Source organism: Hydrogenophaga sp. A37 (genome assembly GCF_002001205.1).
GTDB lineage: Bacteria > Pseudomonadota > Gammaproteobacteria > Burkholderiales > Burkholderiaceae_C > Hydrogenophaga.
Genome location: NZ_MUNZ01000102.1, coordinates 37421 through 58309, shown reverse-complemented (window position 1 = coordinate 58309; position 20889 = coordinate 37421). Strand labels below are relative to the sequence as shown.

18 protein-coding genes are annotated in these 20889 nt (G+C 64.9%); 6 read left to right on the top strand and 12 right to left on the bottom strand.

Going from position 1 to position 20889, the window contains the following annotated elements; translation table 11 throughout:
- Positions 1-28: 28 nt before the first annotated feature.
- Positions 29-850 carry a 4-hydroxy-tetrahydrodipicolinate reductase gene (gene dapB, locus B0E41_RS12235; protein WP_077331431.1) on the bottom strand — a complete coding sequence of 274 codons (822 nt, stop codon included), beginning with the start codon at positions 848-850 and terminating at the stop codon, positions 29-31.
- Complete coding sequence (locus B0E41_RS12230) at positions 847-1341, bottom strand: outer membrane protein assembly factor BamE (protein WP_143433804.1); 495 nt, start codon at positions 1339-1341, stop codon at positions 847-849. Before B0E41_RS12230 ends, dapB begins: the two co-directional genes overlap by 4 nt.
- Between B0E41_RS12230 and B0E41_RS26580 the strand changes: the two genes are divergently transcribed.
- Both B0E41_RS26580 and fur read left to right on the top strand, forming a co-directional pair.
- Positions 1340-1585 carry a hypothetical protein gene (locus B0E41_RS26580; protein WP_143433803.1) on the top strand — a complete coding sequence of 82 codons (246 nt, stop codon included), beginning with the start codon at positions 1340-1342 and terminating at the stop codon, positions 1583-1585. The two genes, B0E41_RS12230 and B0E41_RS26580, sit on opposite strands and share 2 nt — an antisense overlap.
- The gene (fur, locus tag B0E41_RS12225; protein ID WP_077331430.1) at positions 1582-2016 is read left to right on the top strand and encodes a ferric iron uptake transcriptional regulator; all 435 of its coding nucleotides are present in this window, start codon (positions 1582-1584) and stop codon (positions 2014-2016) included. Before B0E41_RS26580 ends, fur begins: the two co-directional genes overlap by 4 nt.
- 21 nt (positions 2017-2037) lie before the next feature.
- Here the strand turns inward: fur and hprK are convergent, their stop codons facing one another.
- From hprK to B0E41_RS12205, 4 genes are all read right to left on the bottom strand, one after another.
- On the bottom strand, positions 2038-2988 hold the full coding sequence (gene hprK / locus B0E41_RS12220; RefSeq protein WP_077331429.1) for an HPr(Ser) kinase/phosphatase: 951 nt from the start codon (positions 2986-2988) through the stop codon (positions 2038-2040).
- Positions 2989-3019: 31 nt separating this feature from the next.
- Positions 3020-3490, bottom strand: a complete 471-nt coding sequence (locus B0E41_RS12215) for a PTS sugar transporter subunit IIA (protein ID WP_077331428.1) — start codon at positions 3488-3490, stop codon at positions 3020-3022.
- Positions 3491-3633: 143 nt separating this feature from the next.
- Positions 3634-3963 (bottom strand): ribosome-associated translation inhibitor RaiA, encoded by a 330-nt coding sequence (raiA, locus tag B0E41_RS12210; protein ID WP_077331427.1) that lies wholly within the window; start codon positions 3961-3963, stop codon positions 3634-3636.
- Between the two features lie 151 nt (positions 3964-4114).
- Positions 4115-5347 carry an MFS transporter gene (locus tag B0E41_RS12205; RefSeq protein WP_077331426.1) on the bottom strand — a complete coding sequence of 411 codons (1233 nt, stop codon included), beginning with the start codon at positions 5345-5347 and terminating at the stop codon, positions 4115-4117.
- A gap of 66 nt (positions 5348-5413) precedes the next feature.
- Here B0E41_RS12205 and B0E41_RS12200 point away from each other — a divergent pair, with 66 nt between their 5' ends.
- Together B0E41_RS12200 and corA are read left to right on the top strand one after the other, a co-directional pair.
- Positions 5414-6682 (top strand): patatin-like phospholipase family protein, encoded by a 1269-nt coding sequence (locus B0E41_RS12200; RefSeq protein WP_077331425.1) that lies wholly within the window; start codon positions 5414-5416, stop codon positions 6680-6682.
- Positions 6683-6865: 183 nt separating this feature from the next.
- Complete coding sequence (corA, locus tag B0E41_RS12195; protein ID WP_077331424.1) at positions 6866-7852, top strand: magnesium/cobalt transporter CorA; 987 nt, start codon at positions 6866-6868, stop codon at positions 7850-7852.
- Positions 7853-7873: 21 nt separating this feature from the next.
- Here corA and B0E41_RS12190 read toward each other — a convergent pair whose 3' ends face one another.
- From B0E41_RS12190 to B0E41_RS12175, 4 genes are all read right to left on the bottom strand, one after another.
- Positions 7874-8560 carry a dihydrodipicolinate reductase C-terminal domain-containing protein gene (locus tag B0E41_RS12190; protein ID WP_077331423.1) on the bottom strand — a complete coding sequence of 229 codons (687 nt, stop codon included), beginning with the start codon at positions 8558-8560 and terminating at the stop codon, positions 7874-7876.
- The gene (locus tag B0E41_RS12185; protein WP_077331422.1) at positions 8557-9306 is read right to left on the bottom strand and encodes a 5'-methylthioadenosine/adenosylhomocysteine nucleosidase; all 750 of its coding nucleotides are present in this window, start codon (positions 9304-9306) and stop codon (positions 8557-8559) included. Before B0E41_RS12185 ends, B0E41_RS12190 begins: the two co-directional genes overlap by 4 nt.
- Positions 9307-9370: 64 nt before the next feature.
- Positions 9371-11068 (bottom strand): long-chain-fatty-acid--CoA ligase, encoded by a 1698-nt coding sequence (locus tag B0E41_RS12180; RefSeq protein WP_077331421.1) that lies wholly within the window; start codon positions 11066-11068, stop codon positions 9371-9373.
- 175 nt (positions 11069-11243) lie between these two features.
- Positions 11244-12482 (bottom strand): response regulator, encoded by a 1239-nt coding sequence (locus B0E41_RS12175; RefSeq protein ID WP_143433802.1) that lies wholly within the window; start codon positions 12480-12482, stop codon positions 11244-11246.
- 281 nt (positions 12483-12763) lie between these two features.
- Here B0E41_RS12175 and B0E41_RS12170 point away from each other — a divergent pair, with 281 nt between their 5' ends.
- On the top strand, positions 12764-14164 hold the full coding sequence (locus B0E41_RS12170; RefSeq protein WP_077331419.1) for an ATP-binding protein: 1401 nt from the start codon (positions 12764-12766) through the stop codon (positions 14162-14164).
- 141 nt (positions 14165-14305) lie between these two features.
- Positions 14306-17551, top strand: a complete 3246-nt coding sequence (locus B0E41_RS12165; RefSeq protein ID WP_077331418.1) for a sensor histidine kinase — start codon at positions 14306-14308, stop codon at positions 17549-17551.
- Positions 17552-17719: 168 nt separating this feature from the next.
- On the opposite strand, the gene pntB is transcribed toward B0E41_RS12165, so the two are convergent.
- A complete protein-coding gene (gene pntB / locus B0E41_RS12160) occupies positions 17720-19141 on the bottom strand; it encodes a Re/Si-specific NAD(P)(+) transhydrogenase subunit beta (protein WP_077331417.1) in 1422 nt (473 codons plus the stop codon).
- A 14-nt stretch (positions 19142-19155) separates the two neighbouring features.
- A complete protein-coding gene (locus tag B0E41_RS12155) occupies positions 19156-20769 on the bottom strand; it encodes a Re/Si-specific NAD(P)(+) transhydrogenase subunit alpha (protein ID WP_077331416.1) in 1614 nt (537 codons plus the stop codon).
- Positions 20770-20889: the final 120 nt, after the last annotated feature.

Below are 20889 nucleotides of genomic sequence, written 5' to 3'. Positions count from 1 at the left end.
TCTCCTGAAGAACGAAAAGGGTGCTGGCTCAGCGCAGGCCGAGCACGTCAAACATGTCGTACAGACCGCTGGACCGGCCGGCCAGGAAGCGCACCGCGCGCAGGCTGCCCTGGGCATAGGTCGATCGGCTGCTGGACTTGTGGGTCACTTCGATGCGCTCGCCAATGCCGGCGAACAGCACGGTGTGGTCACCCACGATGTCGCCACCGCGCACGGTGGTAAAGCCGATGGACGACGGATCGCGCTCGCCGGTCACGCCCTCGCGGGCATAGACGGCGCAGTCTTTCAGGTCGCGGCCCAGCGCACCGGCGATCACCTCGCCCATCTTCAGCGCAGTACCACTGGGCGCGTCCACCTTGTGGCGGTGGTGCGCTTCAATGATCTCGATGTCGTAACCGGTGGACAGCGCCCTGGCCGCCATCTCCAGCAGCTTCATCGTCACGTTCACGCCCACGCTCATGTTGGGCGCCATCATGATGGCGATGGATTGGGAGGCCTCGGCGATCTCCGCCTTCTGCGCCTCGGAAAAACCGGTCGTGCCGATCACCAGCTTCACACCGTGCTCCACGCACGACCGCAGGTGCAGCATCGTGCCTTCGGGGCGTGTGAAATCGATCAGGAACTGGCTGCCCGACAGGCCTGCGCTCAGGTCGGCGGTGATCGCGACCCCGGTGGTACGACCCGCAAACGCGCCCGCATCCAAGCCGATGGCCGGGCTGGTGGACACGTCGAGCGCGCCTGACAGCAGGCAGTCGCCACTGCCCTGCACCGCTTCGACCAGCATTTGGCCCATGCGGCCGCTGGCACCGGCCACGCACACGCGGTGCGGGCTCTGGGGCTCAGCGCTCATCGCGTGGCTCCGGGGGTTTCCAGTGGAGGGTAGTCGGTGGCCGGGGTGGCGGCGGGCGCCGGAGCGGGCGCTGCACCAGGAGTGGTGTTGCTTGATTCGAACGCCTTCAGCTGCGCTTCGGTGGCCTCCAGCACGGGCACCTTGTCGGCCTTGCGACGGGCGTCCAACGAAGACACGAACTCGGATTCGCTGGGCAGTTCGTCGGCCTCGTGACGCTCCAGCACGTCCCCCTTGAAGAACACGGTCAGACGCCGCTGCTGCGCCGCCTGCCCCTGGCGTTTGAAGGAAAACACGTAGTCCCAACGGTCGGCATGGAACACGCTGGTGAGCAACGGCGAACCCAGCAGTCCGCGCACCTGCTCACGGGTCAGCCCAGGTTGCAGTGCCTTGGCCTGCTCGCGCGTGACAACGTTGCCTTGAAGGATATCGATCCGGTAGGGCGTGACCACCCCCTCGCGCAGGCTGGAACATGCGCCAAGACACAGACACATGGCGACCACCAACGACGTGCGCACATGGAATGTGTCCCGATCCGGTGCGTGCGACCGCGAGGCTGGAAGGGAGAAAAACTGGAGCATGCAGCAACCCACAAAAGGCGCGCTCGACCGCAGTGAACGGCTGGACATTGCAGCGGTCGGCGCGCGCTGGCGATATGATCCGATCATTGTAGCCCCGGGGTCCCGAAAGGCTCCGCCCGCAGCCGTGCTGCCCGCCCGTTTCCCCACCCGTCCATGACCAATATCGATGAACTCAAAAGCACGGGGTTGAAGGCCACGCTGCCGAGACTGAAAATCCTGGAGGTGTTCCAGAACGCCAAGCAGCGCCACATGACCGCCGAGGATGTGTACCGGGTGTTGCTGGACGAGCACTCCGACATCGGTCTGGCCACCGTCTACCGGGTGCTGATGCAGTTTGAGCAGGCCGGTCTGCTCACGAGGAGCAACTTCGAATCGGGCAAGGCGGTCTTTGAGCTCAACGAAGGCCAGCACCACGACCATTTGGTGTGCCTGGACTGTGGCCGGGTGGAAGAGTTTTTTGACCCGGAAATCGAGAAACGCCAACAGTTGATTGCCAAGACCCGCGGCTTTGTGTTGCAAGAACACGCGCTGTCTCTGTACGCCAGTTGCAGCAAGCCCGCCTGCCCTCACCGCAGCAGCAAGAACTGAGCGGATTTTTCGGGCAGCCGCCTACTCCCCGCGCAGCATCGCCGCGCGGTGGCGCGCCACAAATTCCTGATAAGTGTCGATCCCGCGCAGTTGCAGGATGGTGTTGCGCACAGCCGCCTCCACCAGCACCGCGATGTTGCGACCAGCCACCACCTGAATGACCGCCTTGCGCACCGGCACACCGAGCACGTCCTGGTACAGCGGCTCGTGGGGCATGCGGTCGTAATCACGCTCCATGGTCTCTTTGCGCACAAGGTGCACGATCAGCGAAAGCCGCATCTTGCGGCGCACCGCTGTCTCACCAAAAATGGCCTTGATGTCCAACAAGCCGATGCCGCGCACCTCCAGCAGGTTTTGCAGCAGCTCCGGGCAGCGCCCTTCGATACTGGTCTGATTGATGCGGTAGAGGTCCACCGCGTCATCGGCCACCAGACCATGGCCGCGCGAAATCAATTCCAGCCCCAGTTCGCTTTTTCCCAGGCCCGACTCGCCGGTGATCATCACACCCATGCCGAGAATGTCCATGAACACGCCGTGCATGGATGATCGGTCGGCGAAATGGCGCGACAGGTAAGCCCGCAGCACGTCAATCACAAAGGCCGCCGGCTCGGGCGTGGCAAACATCGGGATCTGAGCCCGTTCACACATCGCCATCAGCGCATCGGGCACGGCCTGCGCGTCGGCGACGATGAGCACCGGCGGCTCCAGCGTCACGATGCGCGCAATGCGCCGACGGTTGTCCTCTTCGCTGGCACTGGTGAGGTAGGCCATCTCCCGTTCACCGAACACCTGCACGCGGTAAGGGTGGATGTAGTTGAGGTAACCCACGAGATCGGCACCGGAGCGCGCCTCGCGGATCGCCACCTCATCAAACTTGCGTTCGGAGGCCCCGAGCCCGGCCACCCACTGCCACTTCAGAGCGTCCCGATGGTCCTCAAAGAGAACGTCGGCACTGACGACGGTGGGCTTCATGGTGCGGTCTGGACCGCTTGGGAGCTGCCGGTCACGCGGCTGCGTGGGCCGACTGCCAACCGGTGATCAGGGTGTGCAGCGCACCCGCATCGGTCGAGCTCTTCATCTGCTCGCGCAAAGCGCTGTCACTGAGCAGCTCGGCGATTTCGGAGAGGATTTCCAGGTGTTTCTGTGTCGCTGCTTCCGGCACAAGCAAGAAGATCATCAGCTGGACCGGCAGCTCGTCCGGCGCGTCGAAACCGATCGGGCTGGCGAGCTGGAACACAGCGGCCAGGGGTTGCTTCAAACCCTTGATGCGGCCATGGGGAATGGCCACACCATGGCCCAGACCAGTGGACCCGAGTCGCTCGCGCGCGAAAAGGCTGTCGGTGATCAGCGCCCGGTTGAGGCCGTGCAGCGTTTCAAACAGCAAACCGGCTTCTTCAAACGCGCGCTTTTTGCTGGTAGCGTCCACAGCAACCAGCACCTGCGGAGCGGGCAAAATCACGGATAGTCGGTTCATGGGGGCCTCTTAGGACCGCAAATTATGCCGAGTTGAGCGGCGTTGGCTAGACTTCGGGCACAAAAAAGCCGCTTGACTTTGCAAGCGGCTTGTTGCATCGCAGCATGCATGGCGGCCCTCCGATGGGGCGGCCGCCCAGCTCTTCACATCAGGCGCTTGGCCGAGTCGTGATGGTGGTCCTGGGCCTTGTCCTTGTAGCGCAGCACCTGGCGGTCCAGTTTGTCGGCCAGTTCATCGACCGCGGCGTAGAGGTCGGCGTTGGCACATTCGGCGAACAGGTCCTTGCCCTTGACATGAATATTGCATTCAGCCTTTTGCCGCATGTCTTTCTCTTTCAAATTGTCCACTGTCAGCAGCACCTTGATGTCGACCACTTGGTCAAAGTGACGTGATATTCGCTCCAGCTTGGTTGTGACGTATCCGCGCAGGGCGGGAGTGACCTCGAGATGGTGACCGCTGATTGTCAGGTTCATAGAAGAGCCTCCTAATGCTCCGGGTTGACACAAACCGCCGGGCGGATAGACCTCCCGGCGGCCACTGGGATGTCTGGACCCACTATGCCCATGAAAGCGCAGCGGCGCAAGCCTGCGCTGCAACAAAGGCTGAAAAGGCAAACCTTGGCATTCACACCGCTGGCCGGATGCCCCCCGCAGTGCTGTGCACGCGCACGCGCCGCGCCAGCGCTATCGCCATCATGCTGGCACTCGCCCCCACCAGACCGCTCACCCAGTAGTGCTGCACCAGGCCGGCGGCGTCGCGGCTGATGATCAGGCCGCCGACGAACGACGCCAGCCCCATGGCGGCGGACTGCACCGAAGCGTTGAGCGCCATGAAGGTGCCGCGCAATGCCGGGTTGGCCGCGCCGGTGACCAGCGCCATACCCGGGATCATGCGGCCGCTCATGAAAACGAACAGGCCGGTCGAGACCACCAGCACCGCCCACAATGGCCACTGGGGCATGAGCGTGGTGGTCAACAGCGGCAACATCACCCCCACCGCGAGAGCATTGAAAGTGACCACCTTGCCCATGCGATCGGTCAAGCGGCCAAACAGCCGCGCCGTGAACAGCGTGGCCACGCCACCGCAGAGGTAGAGGTAAGGAATCTGCTCTGGCAACACGCCCACATTGGCCTGCATGTAAATGGTGAGGTAGGGCAACACCGTGAAGCCGGTGAACATCAGCAGCGCAGAGAAAGCGAAGGCTTGCTGGTGGTTGCGGTCGGCCAGCACGATGCCGATGCCACGCCATGCCGAAGGCCGGTCTTTTGCCTTCAAATGGTGGTTCAACGGTGGCAAGGTGGTGGCGGCGCCCAGTGCGAGCGCGCCGCTCAGCACAGCGATGCCGATGAAGGGCGCCTGCCAGCCCAGGTGAGTGGCCATGAACAGGCCCAGCGGCACGCCCAGCACGGTGGACACCGAGAATGACGACATGACGATGCCCATGGCCCGGCCCCGGCGCTCAAACGGAATCACATCGGCGACGATGGTCTGCGACAAGGCCGACAGCACCCCGCCAAACACACCCGCGGCGACCCGCGCCACCATCAAGAACCCATAGCCCGGCGCCAGCCCGCAGGCCAGTGTGGCCAGCGCGAACAGCACGTACAAAGTGAGCAGCAGGTGCTTGCGGTCAAAGCGGTCCACATAGGTCGCCGCGGCCAGGCCAGACACGCCTGCCGCGAGGGTGTAGGCCGAGACCAGCAGGCCGAACTGCGCATCGCTGATGCCGAAGAGCCGCGTGAACTGCGGCCCGAGTGGCATCATGATCATGAAATCGAGAATGTGGGTGAACTGGACGCCTGCGATGGTGAGCAGCAACCAGCGTTCGCGACGGGGGGTGAGCAAGGGATGTGTCATGATTTTGGGCAACTGCCCAATGTATCCGCCCCGCACCGGCACGCCGCTTCACAAGGTTTTTGACAAGTGTCCCTTGATACGCTGATCACCCACAACCTTCTGACGGCCGGCGCATCGCTTGCGCCCACCCATGGCTGTGCGCTGGTGCTGATGGGTGGCGGCGCCCGCACCGCCTACCAGGCCGGCGTGCTCAAAGCACTGGCGGTCATGCACAGCCACTGGGCCACCACAGACGGTGCACCCAACACCACTTTTCCCTTTCGCTGGCTGTTCGGCACCTCAGCCGGCGCGCTCAACGCCGCCTACCTCGCCAGCCGAGCCGGGCATGGCGTGCAAGCCCTGCTGGACCTGGCGACCTTCTGGGGCAGCTTGCGCTCGCAACAGGTCTATCGCCTCGATGCCCCTCGCTGGGTTCGCGCCAATCGCATCGTGGCGGGGCTCACGCTGGCACGGCAAGTCCGGCGCCATCACGCGCTGCTCGACACTCTGCCCCTGGTCGACACGCTTCACCGTGCCATCGATCTGCAGAGCCTGGAGCGGGCTCTGGCGGCCCAACACCTGGACGTACTGGGTGTGACCGCCTCCAGCTACACCACCGGCGAACACTGGACCTTCTGCCAGACCCGCCCAGACCACCCGGTCCGACCCTGGCACCGACCGGGTCGACGCTCCGAATTTCAGTCGCTCACCATCGAGCATTTCATGGCCTCAAGCGCCATCCCCTTCCTGTTCCCGGCCGTGCCGCTGTGGGTCGAAGGGCATCGCGAACACTTCGGCGACGGCTCCATGCGCCAGCTCTCGCCACTCTCACCAGCCATTCAGTTTGGTGCGCGAAAGATCCTCGCCATCGGCGCGGGCCAACCGCAACGTTCGGGCATGGCGGCGCGGATCGCCAACGAGCCCACCGCTGGCACCATCGCTGGCCATGCCATGGCCAGCGTGTTCCACGACACCTTGCAGTCCGACGTGGAGCAGACCCAGCGCGTCAGCCAGACGCTGTCGAGGCTGCCGCCCGAGCTGGCAGGCGCTTTGCCGTACCACCCGGTTCGGGTCCTGGCGTTGCAGCCGAGCTTTTCGCTCGACGAACTGGCGCGCAAACATGTCAAGTCCCTGCCCGCCGCCACCCGCAACACCCTCACCGGTCTGGGCGCGCTCAACACGGGAAAAGGCGAGGCCGGCAGCGCCGCATCGCTCGCGAGCTACCTGCTCTTCGAACCGGACTTCGTCAACGCGCTGATCCAGCTGGGCGAGGCCGACGCCTGGCGTCGAAAGGACGAATTGATGGACTTTTTTGCCATGCCCGCGCAGACCGCAGCGCAGGCTGCGGTGACATAATCGCCGCAGTTTCCACCCACCGAGAGCCCCATGGACAGCACACCTCCCAGTTGTGTGCTTTCAGCCTCCCCCGCACCCGTCTGACGCCAGGCGGACGGCCGGCTGAAAGCGCCGCCCGCGAACCGCCCCACGCCGCGCGCGCCCCGCGCTGGCGTTTCTCAGACCCACCGCCCGGGAGCACCCATGCTCAACGTCTTCACCCTGGCCAATGGCCGCCTGTTCCAGGAAGAAATCGAGTCGCTCGAAGAGCTGGCCCGGTTCAAACCGATCTGGGTCGATCTGGAAGCACCCACCCTCGAAGAGCGCCGCTGGGTCAAACAGCACTTCGGCCTGTCCATCCCAGAAGACGCGATGGACGAGGACATCGAAGAGTCGGCGCGTTTCTTCGAAGAGGACAACGGCGAACGGCACATCCGCTCCGACTTTCTGATCGACGATGACGAAAACCCGCGCGCGATCCGCGTGGCCTTCATCCTGAACGAGCACAACGCCGAGCTCAAGAGTCAGGGCGTGCTGTTCTCCATCCACGACGAAGACGTGCCGGTGTTCCGCCTGTTGCGCATGCGCGCGCGTCGCATGCCGGGCCTGATCGAGAACGCCAAGGACGTGCTGCTGATGCTGTTCGACGCCGACGCCGAGTACTGCGCCGATACGCTGGAAGACATTTACGACGACCTGGAGCAGGTCAGCCGCCAGGTGCTCGCCGGCAACGTGACGGACAACAAGGCCGGCGAGGTGCTCTCGGCCATTGCGCGCCACGAAGACATGTCGGGCCGCATCCGCCGCAACGTGATGGACACGCGCCGCGCGGTCAGCTTCATGATGCGCAGCCGCATGTTGAGCGCCGAGCAGTTCGAAGACGCGCGCCAGATCCTGCGCGACCTCGATTCGCTCGACAGCCACACCGCCTTTCTGTTCGACAAGATCAACTTCTTGATGGACGCCACGGTCGGTTTCATCAACATCAACCAGAACAAGATCATCAAGATCTTCTCGGTGGCCAGCGTGGCCCTGCTGCCACCCACCCTGATCGCCAGCCTCTACGGCATGAACTTCCAGTACATGCCCGAGCTGAGCCAGAAATGGGGTTACCCGTTTGCGCTCGGGCTCATGGTGTTGTCGGCGGTGGTGCCCATGTTCTATTTCCGCAAACGCGGCTGGTTGAAGTAAACCGAGTGGGGCGCCGCCGGCTCACAGCCACCCGTTGTCGATGAATTCAAGCACATCGTAGGGGCGGTTCTCCAGCGGGTGAGACAGCGCGGCGCCGATGATGCGCCGCACGCCGTCCACATAGGGCGTGTTGCCCTGTACACGGGTTTCCAGGGTGATGGCGCAGGCGCCGTCGTCGATCTGGATACGGTGGAACGCGTGCCGCGCCAGGTCTTTTGGTGCCAGGCCGAGCTGGCTGGTCTGCACCGCCGGGTCGCGCACCGACACAATGGCCTGAGGGGCCACGCCCAGGGCCTCGGCCATGGCCACCGCCGTGCCGGGCACCGAAGTCTTGTTCGCCTGATGCGATTCGGTGATGGCAATCTGGCAGTCCCTGAACCAATGCCCGTTGCGCGCCAGCATGGCCATGAACTTGATCATCAGGATGTTGGCGTTGGGGCAAATGACGACGGGCATGCCCTGCGCCAGCGCGGCCACGTCGGTGCCGGTGGACAGCTCGATCAACACCGCGCCACGCTCGCGGCAGAACCCCACGATCTCGGGCAGCTCACGCCCCGAACCAGCGTGCACCACGGCGGTGACCTTGCTGATCGCGCTCGGCGGCAGGGCATGCCGGTCGGTCCAGTGGCCGGCCGAAGCCCCCAGGCCAACCCGCACCTCGTTGGCCAGCTTGCCGGCCCCCGCCACCAACGTCTTGGGTGTGCTCATGGCTGGAACAAGGCTTCGATCACCGCACCACTGTAGCGGCTGGCCACCTCGCGCAGAAAACGTGGGAAGTCCACGTGCGCGGCGTCGTCGGCACGGTCGGAGATGGTGCGCACCACCGCCAGGGGCACGTCAAAATCGTGACACACCTGCGCGAAGGCGGCGCCCTCCATCTCCACCGCCAGCGCCTCGGGCAGCTCGCGCTGCAAGGCCTCGCTTTCGGCGGTGGTGGCCACAAAACGGTCGCCGCTGACGAGCAAGCCTTGGTGCAAACGAGGCGTTTGCAGGCCGAAGGCAGCCACTGTCTCTGCACCGAGTCGCTGCGGCAATGTGTGCAGCATGCGGTCGCAGGCCAGCTCCAGCGCATCGGTCAACCCCGCATCGGCTTCAAAACGCGAGCGGCCGTAACCCGGCACCTCATGGCGCGGAAACAGGGGCGAGGCGTCCATGTCGTGCTGCAGGAAACTGCGCGCCAACACCACGTCGCCCACCCTCACGCCCTGCCCCAGTCCGCCGGCCACACCCGTGAACACGATGCGCTTCACATCAAAACGCTCGATGAGCAGCGTGGCGGTCGTGGCCGCCGCCACCTTGCCGATGCCACTGAGCACGGCCACCACGTCCTGCCCGTGCAGGTGACCCACCCAACACTCGCGCCCACCAACCACTTGCTTGTGTTCGTCGGGCATGAGCGCCAGCACGCTGGCAAGTTCGTCGTGCAAGGCGGCGACGATGGCGGTGAGGGTCATTCGGGTGCTCCGGAAAAGACAAAGGCGGCCGAAGCCGCCCTGTCATTGTGTCGCAGGCGCTGCGTCACTTCTTGTCGCGCAACTCTCTCCTGAGGATCTTGCCCACCGGCGTCTTGGGCAGCTCCGTTCGGAACTCGATCACCTTGGGCTGCTTGTAGCCCGTGAGGTTGCTCTTGCAGAAGTCGCGCACTTGCGCTTCGGTGAGCGCCGTGTCTTTCTTCACGATGACCAGTTTGACGGCCTCGCCCGATTTTTCATCGGGCACGCCGACCACGGCGCACTCCATCACGCCGGGGAGCTGGGCGACCACGTCTTCGATCTCATTCGGATAGACGTTGAAGCCGCTGACCAGCACCATGTCCTTCTTCCGATCAACGATCTTGAAATAGCCGCGCGCATCCATGATGCCCACGTCGCCACTCTTGAAAAAACCATCGGCGGTCATGACCTTGGCGGTCTCGTCGGGCCGCTGCCAGTAGCCGGCCATCACCTGCGGGCCTTTGATCGCGATCTCGCCCGGTTGGCCCTGCGGCACCTCCACGCCGTCGTCGTCCAGGCATGTCATGAGGGTGTTGGGCAGGGGTACACCGATGGTGCCGCTGTATTCGGTGCTGGTGGTCGGATTGCAGCTGACCGAGGGACTGGTTTCCGAGAGTCCGTAGCCTTCGCAGATCGGGCAGCCGGTCTTCTCCAGCCAGAGCTTGGCCACGGCGCCCTGCACCGCCATGCCACCGCCGACCGAGACCTTGAGGTTCTTCCAGTTGACGGTGTTGAAATCGGGGTGATTGGCCAGGCCGTTGAACAGCGTGTTGACCGCCGGGAAGCTGTGGAAGGTGTGTTTGCTCAGTTCCTTGAGCACCGCCGGCAGATCGCGCGGATTGGGGATCAGGATCACTTTGCCGCCGGTGCGCATGCCCAGCATCATGTTCACCGTGAACGCGAAGATGTGGTACAGCGGCAGCGCGCACACGCTGGTGGGTTGCTCGCTGGCCGGCACCTGTTTCATCACCGGGTCGTTCCAGGCCTCGGACTGCAGCACGTTGGCGATCACGTTGCGGTGCAGCAGCACCGCGCCCTTGCTGACACCGGTGGTGCCACCGGTGTACTGCAAGACGGCCACGTCGTCGGGCTTGATGTCGGGACGCTTGAGCGTGCCGCGCGTGCCTTTGGCAATCGCGTCGTTGAAACGCACCGCGCCGGGCAGGTCGAAGGTCGGCACCATTTTCTTGACGTTGCGCACCACGTAATTGACGACCGCGCCTTTGAGCAGGCCGAGCAGGTCGCCCATGGCGGCGAGCACCACGTGTTTGACCGGTGTGTTGGCAAGGCACTGCTCCAGCGTGGCGGCGAAGTTCTCGATGATGACGATGGCCTTGGCACCCGAGTCCTTGAGCTGGTGCTCCAGTTCGCGCGGCGTGTAGAGCGGGTTCACGTTCACCACCACGAAGCCCGCACGCAGGATGCCAGCGACCGCCACCGGGTACTGCGGCACGTTGGGCATCATGATCGCCACACGGTCACCCTTGACCAGCCCCAACCCTTGAAGGTAGGCCGCAAAGGCCTGCGACAGGCTGTCGGTCTGGGCAAAGCTCAGTTCCTTGCCCATGAAGCTGTAGGCCGGGCGGCTGGCGTTTTTCTGGAAGCTCTCTTCGAGCAAGTGCACCAGCGACGGGTACTGGGCGACATCGATGTCGGCCGGTACGCCAGGCGGATAGGCGCTGAGCCAGGGACGAACGGCGGACGCCTGCGTCGAATCAGTCATCAAAAAAGTCTCCAGGATCGATGTTGTTGTACAGCACGCATTCTCACGTTCCGGCCCACAACCCGAGCGCGTGCTTTCCCTGACAGAATTCTGACACAAGCCTTGAAGCTGCCCTTTTCAACTCGCTGCCTCTATCAACGCTGATTCGAATCAGCGCAGGCCCGAAAGGGAGCGGTCAATCGGTGTTAGAAACGCCCAGGTATTTGTTGATGGCCACACAGGTACGCCTGATCACCGAGGCAAAACGGGTGATCGCATTGAGGTCGCGTGCGCCCGTTCGCAAGTGATCCTCCAATTGGCTGGCCGCCTCGGCAATCGCTGCCAACGCCAGCGCTGCGGCGCTGCCTCGCGTCTTGTGCACCAAAAGGATGAGGTCTTCGTCCCGCAACGTGCCGGCACGCTGCGCCTCGCCTTCATGCTCCTTCACAAACCGATGAAGGTGGTGGCGGTATTGCTCGGCGTCCTGCCACAACGCAAGGCCCGCATCGAAGTCCACCAACAACGGGGCACTGGCAGGCACCGCAGGTGGCCGGGCAGACGAGCTGTCGGTGTCGCGACCATCATCCCCGGCAACGCCCCTGACCAGTCGGAGCAGCAGACGAACAAGGCCGCTGACATCAAACGGCTTGGTGACCACGGCGTCCATACCGGCACGCAGCGCAGCCACACGCTGTTCATTGAAAGCACTGGCCGTCAATGCCACGATGGGCAGGCGCTTGCATCCAGGCAGTTGGCGTATCTGCGCAGTCGTCTGCATACCGTCCATACCCGGCATTTGCAGATCCATCAAGACAACATCGCAAGCACTCGCGTCGCTCTCCAGCATCTTCACCGCAGCCTGTCCATCGTTGGCTGTGATAGCGGTAGCCCCGTGGCTGGCCAAGATGCTGGTGGCCAGTTCCCGGTTGATTTCGTTGTCATCCACCACCAACACGTGCATGCCTTGAAGGGGGGTCGACTCGTTGGTGCCCCTGGGCTTCCTGGTCAATGAGCGGCCGGCACTGTTGAGCAGACCCGTTTCGATCCTAGAGAAGTCCCCGCCCTGCACGAAAGCAAGTGATCGCTCCTGCTCAACCTCCTGATGGGGATTGAGTTCGCCGGACACCAGCATCAGGAAGCGTTGCCCGCGCAATGCCAGCGCCTGAAGGCGAAAGCTCGTCGCAACGCGACGACCGTCTTCGGTTTCGTGCCACGACTGCCATTCGGAGAATCGCCCCGGCTGCCAATGGGGGTGGTCGGTGTCCGACCACGCGCGCCAGAGGGCGTCATCGATGTCCTGAATGCGCTCCTGCAAAACCTCCTTGCGGTCATGGCCGCGCCATGCGCAGGCCGCATCGTTCGCAAACACCACCTGCCCTGACCCATCCGCAACCATGACCGGCGACGCATGGCCGCCGATCCATTCCAGGAGCAACTCCGTTACCAGGTCAGATGTCGCTTCTCTACCGGCTTGTTCGTCCCGAGGTGTCACAGTGCCTCGCGTCTTGCGATGATGAGTTTTTCAGTTTGCATCAGGTTGCAGCCACCCACCATACTGGTTTTCCCAATGCAGACCAAGGCACCCACTGCCCCCATGGCGGCAGGACCGGAGCGGGAGGCTGAATTTGGTGCCCCAGACGGAGCGGAGTACAGTAGATCGTCGACTGCCTGATCGGACATTCTGCGCAAGAAATCTGCACCCTTCGATATCTGCAAATGACCGAAAAACTGACTCGCATCCGGGTTCTCTGTGTCGACGATCATCCGATCGTGCGGCAGGGTATTGAGATGCTCTTGTCCACGGAGTCGGACATGGCCCTCGTGGCCGAAGCGGCCAACGGCCGCGAGGCGATCGAGCAGTTCCGCGCCCACCGCCCCGACGTCACGCTCATGGATTTGCAGATGCCCGGGATGGGTGGGCTCGACGCCATCGGCGCCATCCGGGCCGAGTTCTCCGACGCGCGGATCATCGTGCTCACCACCTACGCCGACGACGCTCAGGCGCAGCGCGCCCTGCAGGCCGGCGCTCGCGGTTACCTGCTGAAGACAGCCTTGCACAAGGAGCTGCGCGACGCCATACGCGCAGTGCACGCCGGCCGCAAGGTGCTGCCCTCGGAAGTGTCGTTCGAGCAGGCCATGCAGGGCACGGACGAGGGCCTCACGCCGGCAGAGATCGGCGTCCTGCGATTCATCGCGCAGGGCAACGCTTACAAGGAGATCGCGCAAGCGGTCGGGCTCAGCGAAGAGACGGTTGAAAGCCAGGTGCGAACCATCCTGTCGAAGCTGGATGCCCAGGATCGTGAGCAGGCCGAAGTAACCGAACTCCATCGGGGCATGGTCCAGACCGAGCGCGATGCCAGGCATGCCGCCGAGGCGGCCAACCGCGCGAAGAGCGAGTTCCTCGCCAGCATGAGCCACGAGTTGCGCACACCGCTGAATGCCGTGCTCGGCTACGCGCAGTTGCTGACCATGGAGGGCGGTTTGAGCTCACAGCAAGCGCGCCGCCTGGACGTCATTCACCAGAGCGGGAAGCACCTCCTGGCGCTGATCAACGACATCCTCGACCTGGCACGTATCGAGGCTGGCCACACGGAGCTGAACCCGGAGCCGGTGAACCTGGCGAACTCCCTGCAGACGGTGGTGAACCTGATGCACGTCAAGGCCCAAGAGAAGCGCCTGGCGTTCGTGTTCGATGCCGGGGCAGGCTTGCCGCAGGCGGTTCTGGCCGACGAGCGCCGGCTGCGGCAGGTGCTGTTGAACCTGATAGGCAACGCGATCAAGTTCACCGACCAAGGCACGGTCACCTTGCGCGCCCATGCCGAGCCGAAAGGCCCGGCGCAGGTGCTGCTGCAGCTGGACGTCGAGGACACCGGCGTCGGCATGCGACCCGACGACCTGGAACGCATCTTCGATCCCTTCGAGCAGGTGGGCGATGTGCAGCGCCGCAGCGGTGGCACCGGGCTGGGACTCGCGATCACCCGCGCGCTGGTGAGCGACATGGGCGGACGGGTGCAGGTGAGCAGCGAGTTCGGCCACGGCACCCGGTTCCGCGTGGAGCTGCCATTGCCGGTGGTGCAGCCGGAGGCGGCTGGTGTCGACCACAGTGCCGACCTTTGAATCGGCGCCGCAACTAGAACTTCGAAGTGGGCCGCACTGGTCATCGCCTACCCGAAGCGCCTAAAATTCAAGTCGCCGTCAACGCACGTTCCACCGCTCGATTTGCGGAATTGGGGCTGCCAGAGGGCTGAGAGGCGTGTGATGCATGAAAAGAAGAGGCGGAGCCTTAACGCACTTGCGTTGTTCTCCACCCTTGCCGCACTGGCCGCGTTGGCGACTTGCGGGCTTGCTCGGGCGCAAGACATTCCCGTCGTCGACGTTGCGCTCGTCACGGGCGCACCGATCCAGTTTCACCCGATGCAGGCGCCCTCCGCGCCGCTTCCGCTGCAACGGATCGCGCAGGACAGGTTCGGGTTTCTCTGGCTGAGCGCCGCCGACGGATTGCAGCGCTACGACGGCTACGGTTTCATGAAGGTTCCGGATGGCCAGAGCGCGAACAGCGTCGGCTTCATCATCGGCCAGTCGCTGGCGAGTGACCGCGCGGGTCGGCTGTGGATCGGCGCCGACGACTCGCTCAATCGATACGACCCTGCGACCGGCAGCTTCACGCAATACCGGTCGCCCAACGAGGCCTGTGGCACCGTCAGGATCGCCCACGACATCGTCGAGGATCAGGATGGGGTGATCTGGCTCGCGACGGACGACGGCCTGACGGCCCTGGATCCGGCCACGTCAAAGACCTCCTGTCATCGGCCGCGCTACACGCCCGGGGTCGGCGAGACGCGCGTCATCGCAATGGCGGCCGTGCCAGACGGCACCCTGTGGGTCACCAGCAGCGATGGGCTCTACGTGCTCGACCGGCGCTCGGGCAAGGTCACGCGTCACATCAAGCTTGAGACGGCGTCCGGACGCAAGTTCGTCAGCACGGGTTTTCCATCGAGGCCGTTCCAGGACAGCAGCGGAAAGCTGTGGTTCGGTCTGTCCGCCGGAGGCGATCTGGCCTCGGTCGACGTCGCCAGCGGCGAAGTCACGGTCTACGAGTTTCGCAACGGCGGACTGGCGCCGAACGCGTCCTCGGGCGTCGTGTCGATCCAGGAGGACCACGACCGGGCGCTCTGGCTCGGCACCAACAAGCTCGGTCTCGTGAAACTGACGCCGGACCGCAAGCAGGCGATCTGGTACCAGAGCAACCCCGACGATCCCGACGGCTTGCGCGACGACCTCGTCATCGGCCTGTTCAGGGATCGCGACGGGCGCTTCTGGTCGACGACGAGAGCGGGGGGCGTCTACCGCTTCGACACCGAGCGCCCGCGGTTCCGGTCGTACCGCCACCAGCAGGCGGTCCCGCAGAGCCTCGGCAAAGGCGCGGTGACTGCGGCGTACGCGGAAGACCCCGACACGCTGTGGATCGGCACCGACCGCGGCTTGAACCGTGTCGATCGCACGACGGATCAGGTCACACAGATCGACCAGCCGGCCTTCGCGCGAGGCGTCAGCGCGATCACGAAGGACAGCGCCGGCCATCTGTGGTTCGGCACGAACGGCAACGGTGTCGTTCGCTTCGATCCCGGTTCGGGCGGGTACACGAACTTCGCCAACGATCCCTCCAACCCGCGATCACTGAACCACAACCGCGTCGCAGCGTTGCGGGTCGATCGCGGTGGCAGCCTGTGGGTCGGGACGGATTTCGGCCTGAGCCGCTGGGAGCCAGCGACGCAGGACTTCTCGACCTTCAGGCCGCAACCGAAAGGTCTGGTCCAATACCGCTCGATCGCGGAGGACGCGAGCGGTGTGCTGTGGCTGGCGACCTCGTCACGCGGCGTGCACCGCTTCGATCCGCGCTCGGGCACCTTCAAGGTCTTCGATGCCGAGCTCCGCGCCGCGCAACCGCCCGGCCACAACCGCGTCAATTCGGTTCACGTCGACCGCTCCGGGACGGTGTGGGCCGCGACCTTCCGCGGGCTGGGCAAGCTCGATCCACGCAACGCGACATTCACGTCCTACGCCTCGCGCTCCGGGCTTGCGGCAGACACGGTCATCGGCATCCTGGAAGAAGACGACGGACGCCTGTGGCTCAGCACCCCGAACGGGCTGTCGAGGTTCGATCCGCACGCCGAGACCTTCACGAACTATCACGCATCGGATGGTCTGTTGACCGATCGGTTCGCCAACCCCGTGGTCGCCGCCCAAAGCTCGGGGGGTGAGATGTTCTTCGGCTCGCAAAAGGGGCTGGTGGCATTCTTCCCCGGGCAGGTCGTCGCGCGCGAGCCCGCTCTGCCGGTGTTCCTGACCGACTTCCGCCTGTTCGGCGAGCCGGTGCTGCCGGGAAGCGCGCCGCTACAGCAGCCCATCTGGTCCGCCGCTTCGCTGGAGCTGGAACCGCGCAGCATCGTGTCGTTCGACTTCGCCGCCTTGAACTATGTCGATCCGGTGCGCACGCGCTATCGGTACCGGCTCGAAGGGCTCGAAGAGAAATGGAACGAGACCGACAGCGCCCGGCGCAGCGCGACGTACACGATGCTGCCGACGGGCAACTACACGTTTCGGGTCCAGGCTCGCGGTGCCCGCGGAGACTGGAACGGCAGCGAGCTCAAGATCCGCGTCCCACCGCCTTGGTATGCGACGTGGTATTTCCGGCTCCTGGTCGCCGCATTGCTGCTCACGGCGCTCTGGCTCGCGTACCGCTTGCGCGTGCGCCAGTTGCACCGCCGGTTCGAGATCGCACTCTATGCGCGACTCGGCGAGCGTGCACGCATCGCACGCGACCTGCACGACACCCTGCTGCAGACGTACCAGGCGTCGCTGCTCTGGTTCCGCACGGCCATCGATGCCCTGCCGGAGCGGCCGATCGAAGCGAAACAGCGGCTCGAGCTCGCCCTGGACCGTGCAGAGGCGGCCATCGTCGAAGGGCGCGACACCGTGCGGGGCCTGCGTGCCTCGACCGTCGAGGTCAACGACCTCGCCGAGGCGATCGCTGCGATTGGCGCCGACTTGACCAATGCCCATCCGGCGGCCGACGCTCCCGTTATCGGCGTCGCGGTCGACGGGCCGTCGCGCCACCTGAACCCGCTCGCGCGAGAGGAGGCGTGCCGCATCGCAGGCGAGGCGCTGCGCAACAGCTTCCGCCACGCCGGCGCGCGGCACATCACCGTCACGCTGCACTACGGCGTGCGGCAGTTCCGGCTGACGGTCGCAGACGACGGCAAAGGCATCGAAGCGGCGACGATCGAAGGCCAGGAGCCGGCCAGCCACTTCGGGTTGCCCGGCATGCGAGAGCGCGCCGCCATCATCGGTGGGCAGCTGGACGTCCGCAGCGCGCACGGGCGCGGCACCGAGGTGGAGCTCCGGGTGCCCGGCCGCAAGGCCTACGATGCGGCCACGCACACCAGGCACTGGTGGGATGCATTCCGGCGCGAGCGAGCGCCCGCGGAGAATTCTGACCGCTAGGTCATGGGAGCCTGACACACGGATTGGTTCATGCCGAACGTGCCCCACGCTTCAACGCGCCCGCACCTTCGCACGTGCCACGGCCAGAATGTTTTCGAATGCACCAGGCGCGCAAGCCGCGAACACAAAAAAGGGGCCAACGGCCCCTTCCTTTGGTGGACCGGGGACTCAGCTCTTGAGAGCCACCAGCACCTCGTCCAACATCTTCTTGGCGTCGCCGAACAACATGCGGTTGTTGTCCTTGTAGAAGAGCGGGTTGTCCACGCCCGCATAGCCTGAGGCCATGCTGCGCTTCATCACGATGGAGGTGCGCGCCTTCCAGACCTCGAGCACCGGCATGCCGGCGATGGGGCTGGTCGGATCATCCTGCGCCGCCGGGTTCACGATGTCGTTGGCGCCGATGACCATGGTCACATCGGTGTCCGGGAAGTCGTCGTTCAACTCGTCCATCTCGAACACGATGTCATAGGGCACCCTGGCCTCGGCCAGCAGCACGTTCATGTGGCCGGGCATACGGCCGGCCACCGGGTGGATGCCGAAGCGCACGTTCACGCCCTTCTCGCGCAGGTGTTTGGTGATCTCGAACACCGTGTGCTGCGCCTGCGCCACCGCCATGCCGTAGCCGGGCACGATGATCACGTTCTTGGCCTCGCGCAGCATCTCGGCGGTTTCGGCAGCGAGGATGGGGGTCACCTCGCCCACCGGCTCCGCGGCCGCACCGCCCGGGGCCTTGGGCGCGGCAGCGGTGGTGCCGAAGCCGCCGGCGATCACGCTGATGAAGCTGCGGTTCATCGCGTTGCACATGATGTAGGACAGGATGGCGCCGCTGGAGCCGACCAGTGCGCCTACCACGATCAGCAGGTCATTGCTCAGCATGAAGCCGGTGGCCGCGGCGGCCCAGCCCGAATAGCTGTTGAGCATGGACACCACCACCGGCATGTCGGCGCCGCCGATGGCCATCACCATGTGGATGCCGAACAGCAGCGCAATGCCGCTCATCACGAACAGAGGGAGCATGCCGTCCTGCAGCGTCTCGGCCTGAAGGAACAGGCGGCCGAAGTAGATCACCGCGATCAGGCCGGCCAGGTTCATCCAGTGGCGCCCGGGCAGCAACATGGGCTTGCCGCCGACACGGCCCGAGAGTTTGCCGAAGGCGATGACCGAGCCCGAGAAGGTGACCGCGCCGATGAAGATGCCGATGTAGATTTCCATCGCGTGGATGGTGTGCGCCGCACCCTCGAAGCCCTTGGTGGCTTCCGGGTCCACATAGGTGGCGTAGCCGACCAGCACCGCGGCCATGCCGACCATGCTGTGCATCAGCGCCACCAGCTCGGGCATCTGTGTCATCTGCACGGTGCGCGCGGCATAGAGGCCGATGGCCCCGCCGAACACCATGGCACCAATGATCCAGGGCAGCCCGGCGGCGGTGACCTGCGGGCCAAACACCGTGGCCGCCACGGCCAGCGCCATGCCGATCATGCCGAACAGGTTGCCGCGGCGCGAGGTTTCCTGGTTGGACAGGCCGCCCAGGCTGAGGATGAAGAGAATGGTCGCTCCGATGTAGGAGACCGTGGCCAGACTTGCAGACATTCAGGGTCTCCTTCTTATTTGCGGAACATCGCCAGCATGCGCTGGGTGACGGCAAAGCCGCCGAACATGTTGATGGCGGTCAGCACCAGCGCCGCAGCGGCCAGGCCGATGATCAGCGTGTTGGGCCGCTCGGTGGCATTGGCCATGGGCGAGATCTGCACCAGCGCCCCGATGGCGATGATCGAGCTGATGGCGTTGGTCACGCTCATCAGCGGCGTGTGCAGCGCGGGCTTGACGTTCCACACCACCATGTAGCCCACAAAGCAGGCCAGCACGAACACCGTGAAGTGCGACAGGAACGAGGCCGGCGCGTAGGCGCCCACCAGCGCAAACAGCACGGCCGTGACGCCGGCCACGATGGCCAGCTTGCCCGCGGGCATGGGGCCCGACGGTTCGCCATGGCCACCGCCTTTTTTCACCACCGCGGCGGCGGGCTTGGCCACCGGTTTGGGTGCGGCCACCAGCGGCGGGGCCGGCCAGGTGATCTCGCCGTTCTTGACCACGGTCAGGCCGCGGATCGCATCGTCGTCCATGTTGACGTTGATGACGCCATCCTTGGTCTTGCACAGCTCTTCGCTGAGGCGGAACAGGTTGGTCGCGTACAGCGTGGACGACTGGCGCGCCATGCGCGAGGCCAGGTCGGTGTAGCCGACGATGGTCACGCCGTGGCGCACCACCGCTTCGCCGGGCACGGTGAGCTCGCAATTGCCGCCCTGCTCGGCCGCCATGTCGACGATCACGCTGCCGGGCTTCATGGTCTTCACCATCTCGGCGGTGATCAGCTTGGGCGCCGGTTTGCCAGGAATCAGGGCGGTGGTGATGATGATGTCCACCTCGCGCGCCTGCTTCGCGTACATCTCGCGCTGCGCTTGCTGGAAGCCCTCGCTCATGACCTTGGCGTAACCGCCGCCGCCCGAGCCCTCTTCTTCATAGTCGACTTTGACGAATTCGCCGCCCAGCGAGACCACCTGGTCGGCCACCTCGGCGCGCGTGTCGTTGGCGCGCACGATGGCGCCCAGGCTGGCGGCCGCGCCGATGGCGGCCAGACCGGCCACGCCCGCACCGGCGATGAAGACCTTGGCCGGCGGCACCTTGCCCGCGGCCGTGATCTGGCCGTTGAAGAAACGGCCGAAGGCGTTGGCCGCCTCGACCACCGCGCGGTAGCCACTGACGCCGGCCATCGAAGTCAGCGCGTCCATCTTCTGCGCCCGGCTCAGCGTGCGCGGCAGCGCGTCAATGGAGAGCGCCGTCACCTTTTGGGCCGCGAGCTGCTGCATCAGCTCCGGGTTCTGGGCCGGCCAGATGAAGCCGATCAGCGTCTGCCCTGCGTGCATCAGCGCCACCTCATCTGGCGTGGGCGGGCGCACCTTGAAGACGATGTCGCTGCCACTCCACAGCTCGGCCGCGGTCGGCGCGATGCTGGCGCCGGCCTCGCGGTAGTCGTCGTCGCTGAGCTGGGCCAGCTCGCCCGCGCCGCTTTCCACCACCACGCCAAAGCCCAGCTTGACCAGCTTGACCACAGCGTCGGGCACGGTGGCCACCCGTTTTTCGCCAGTGAAGATCTCGCGCGGCACACCAATGCGCTGCGGGGTGGGGGCGGCTGTGTCGGTCAAAGCGCCAGAAGTCATAAAGAGTCCTTGATGCAGGGGCGTTAAAAAAGGTTGCGAGGCAGCTTAACCGACGACCGCGGAACCCCCGCCCTGCGCAAGCCCTTGTCACATAAGGGTTTGCACGGAGCCCGGTGACCG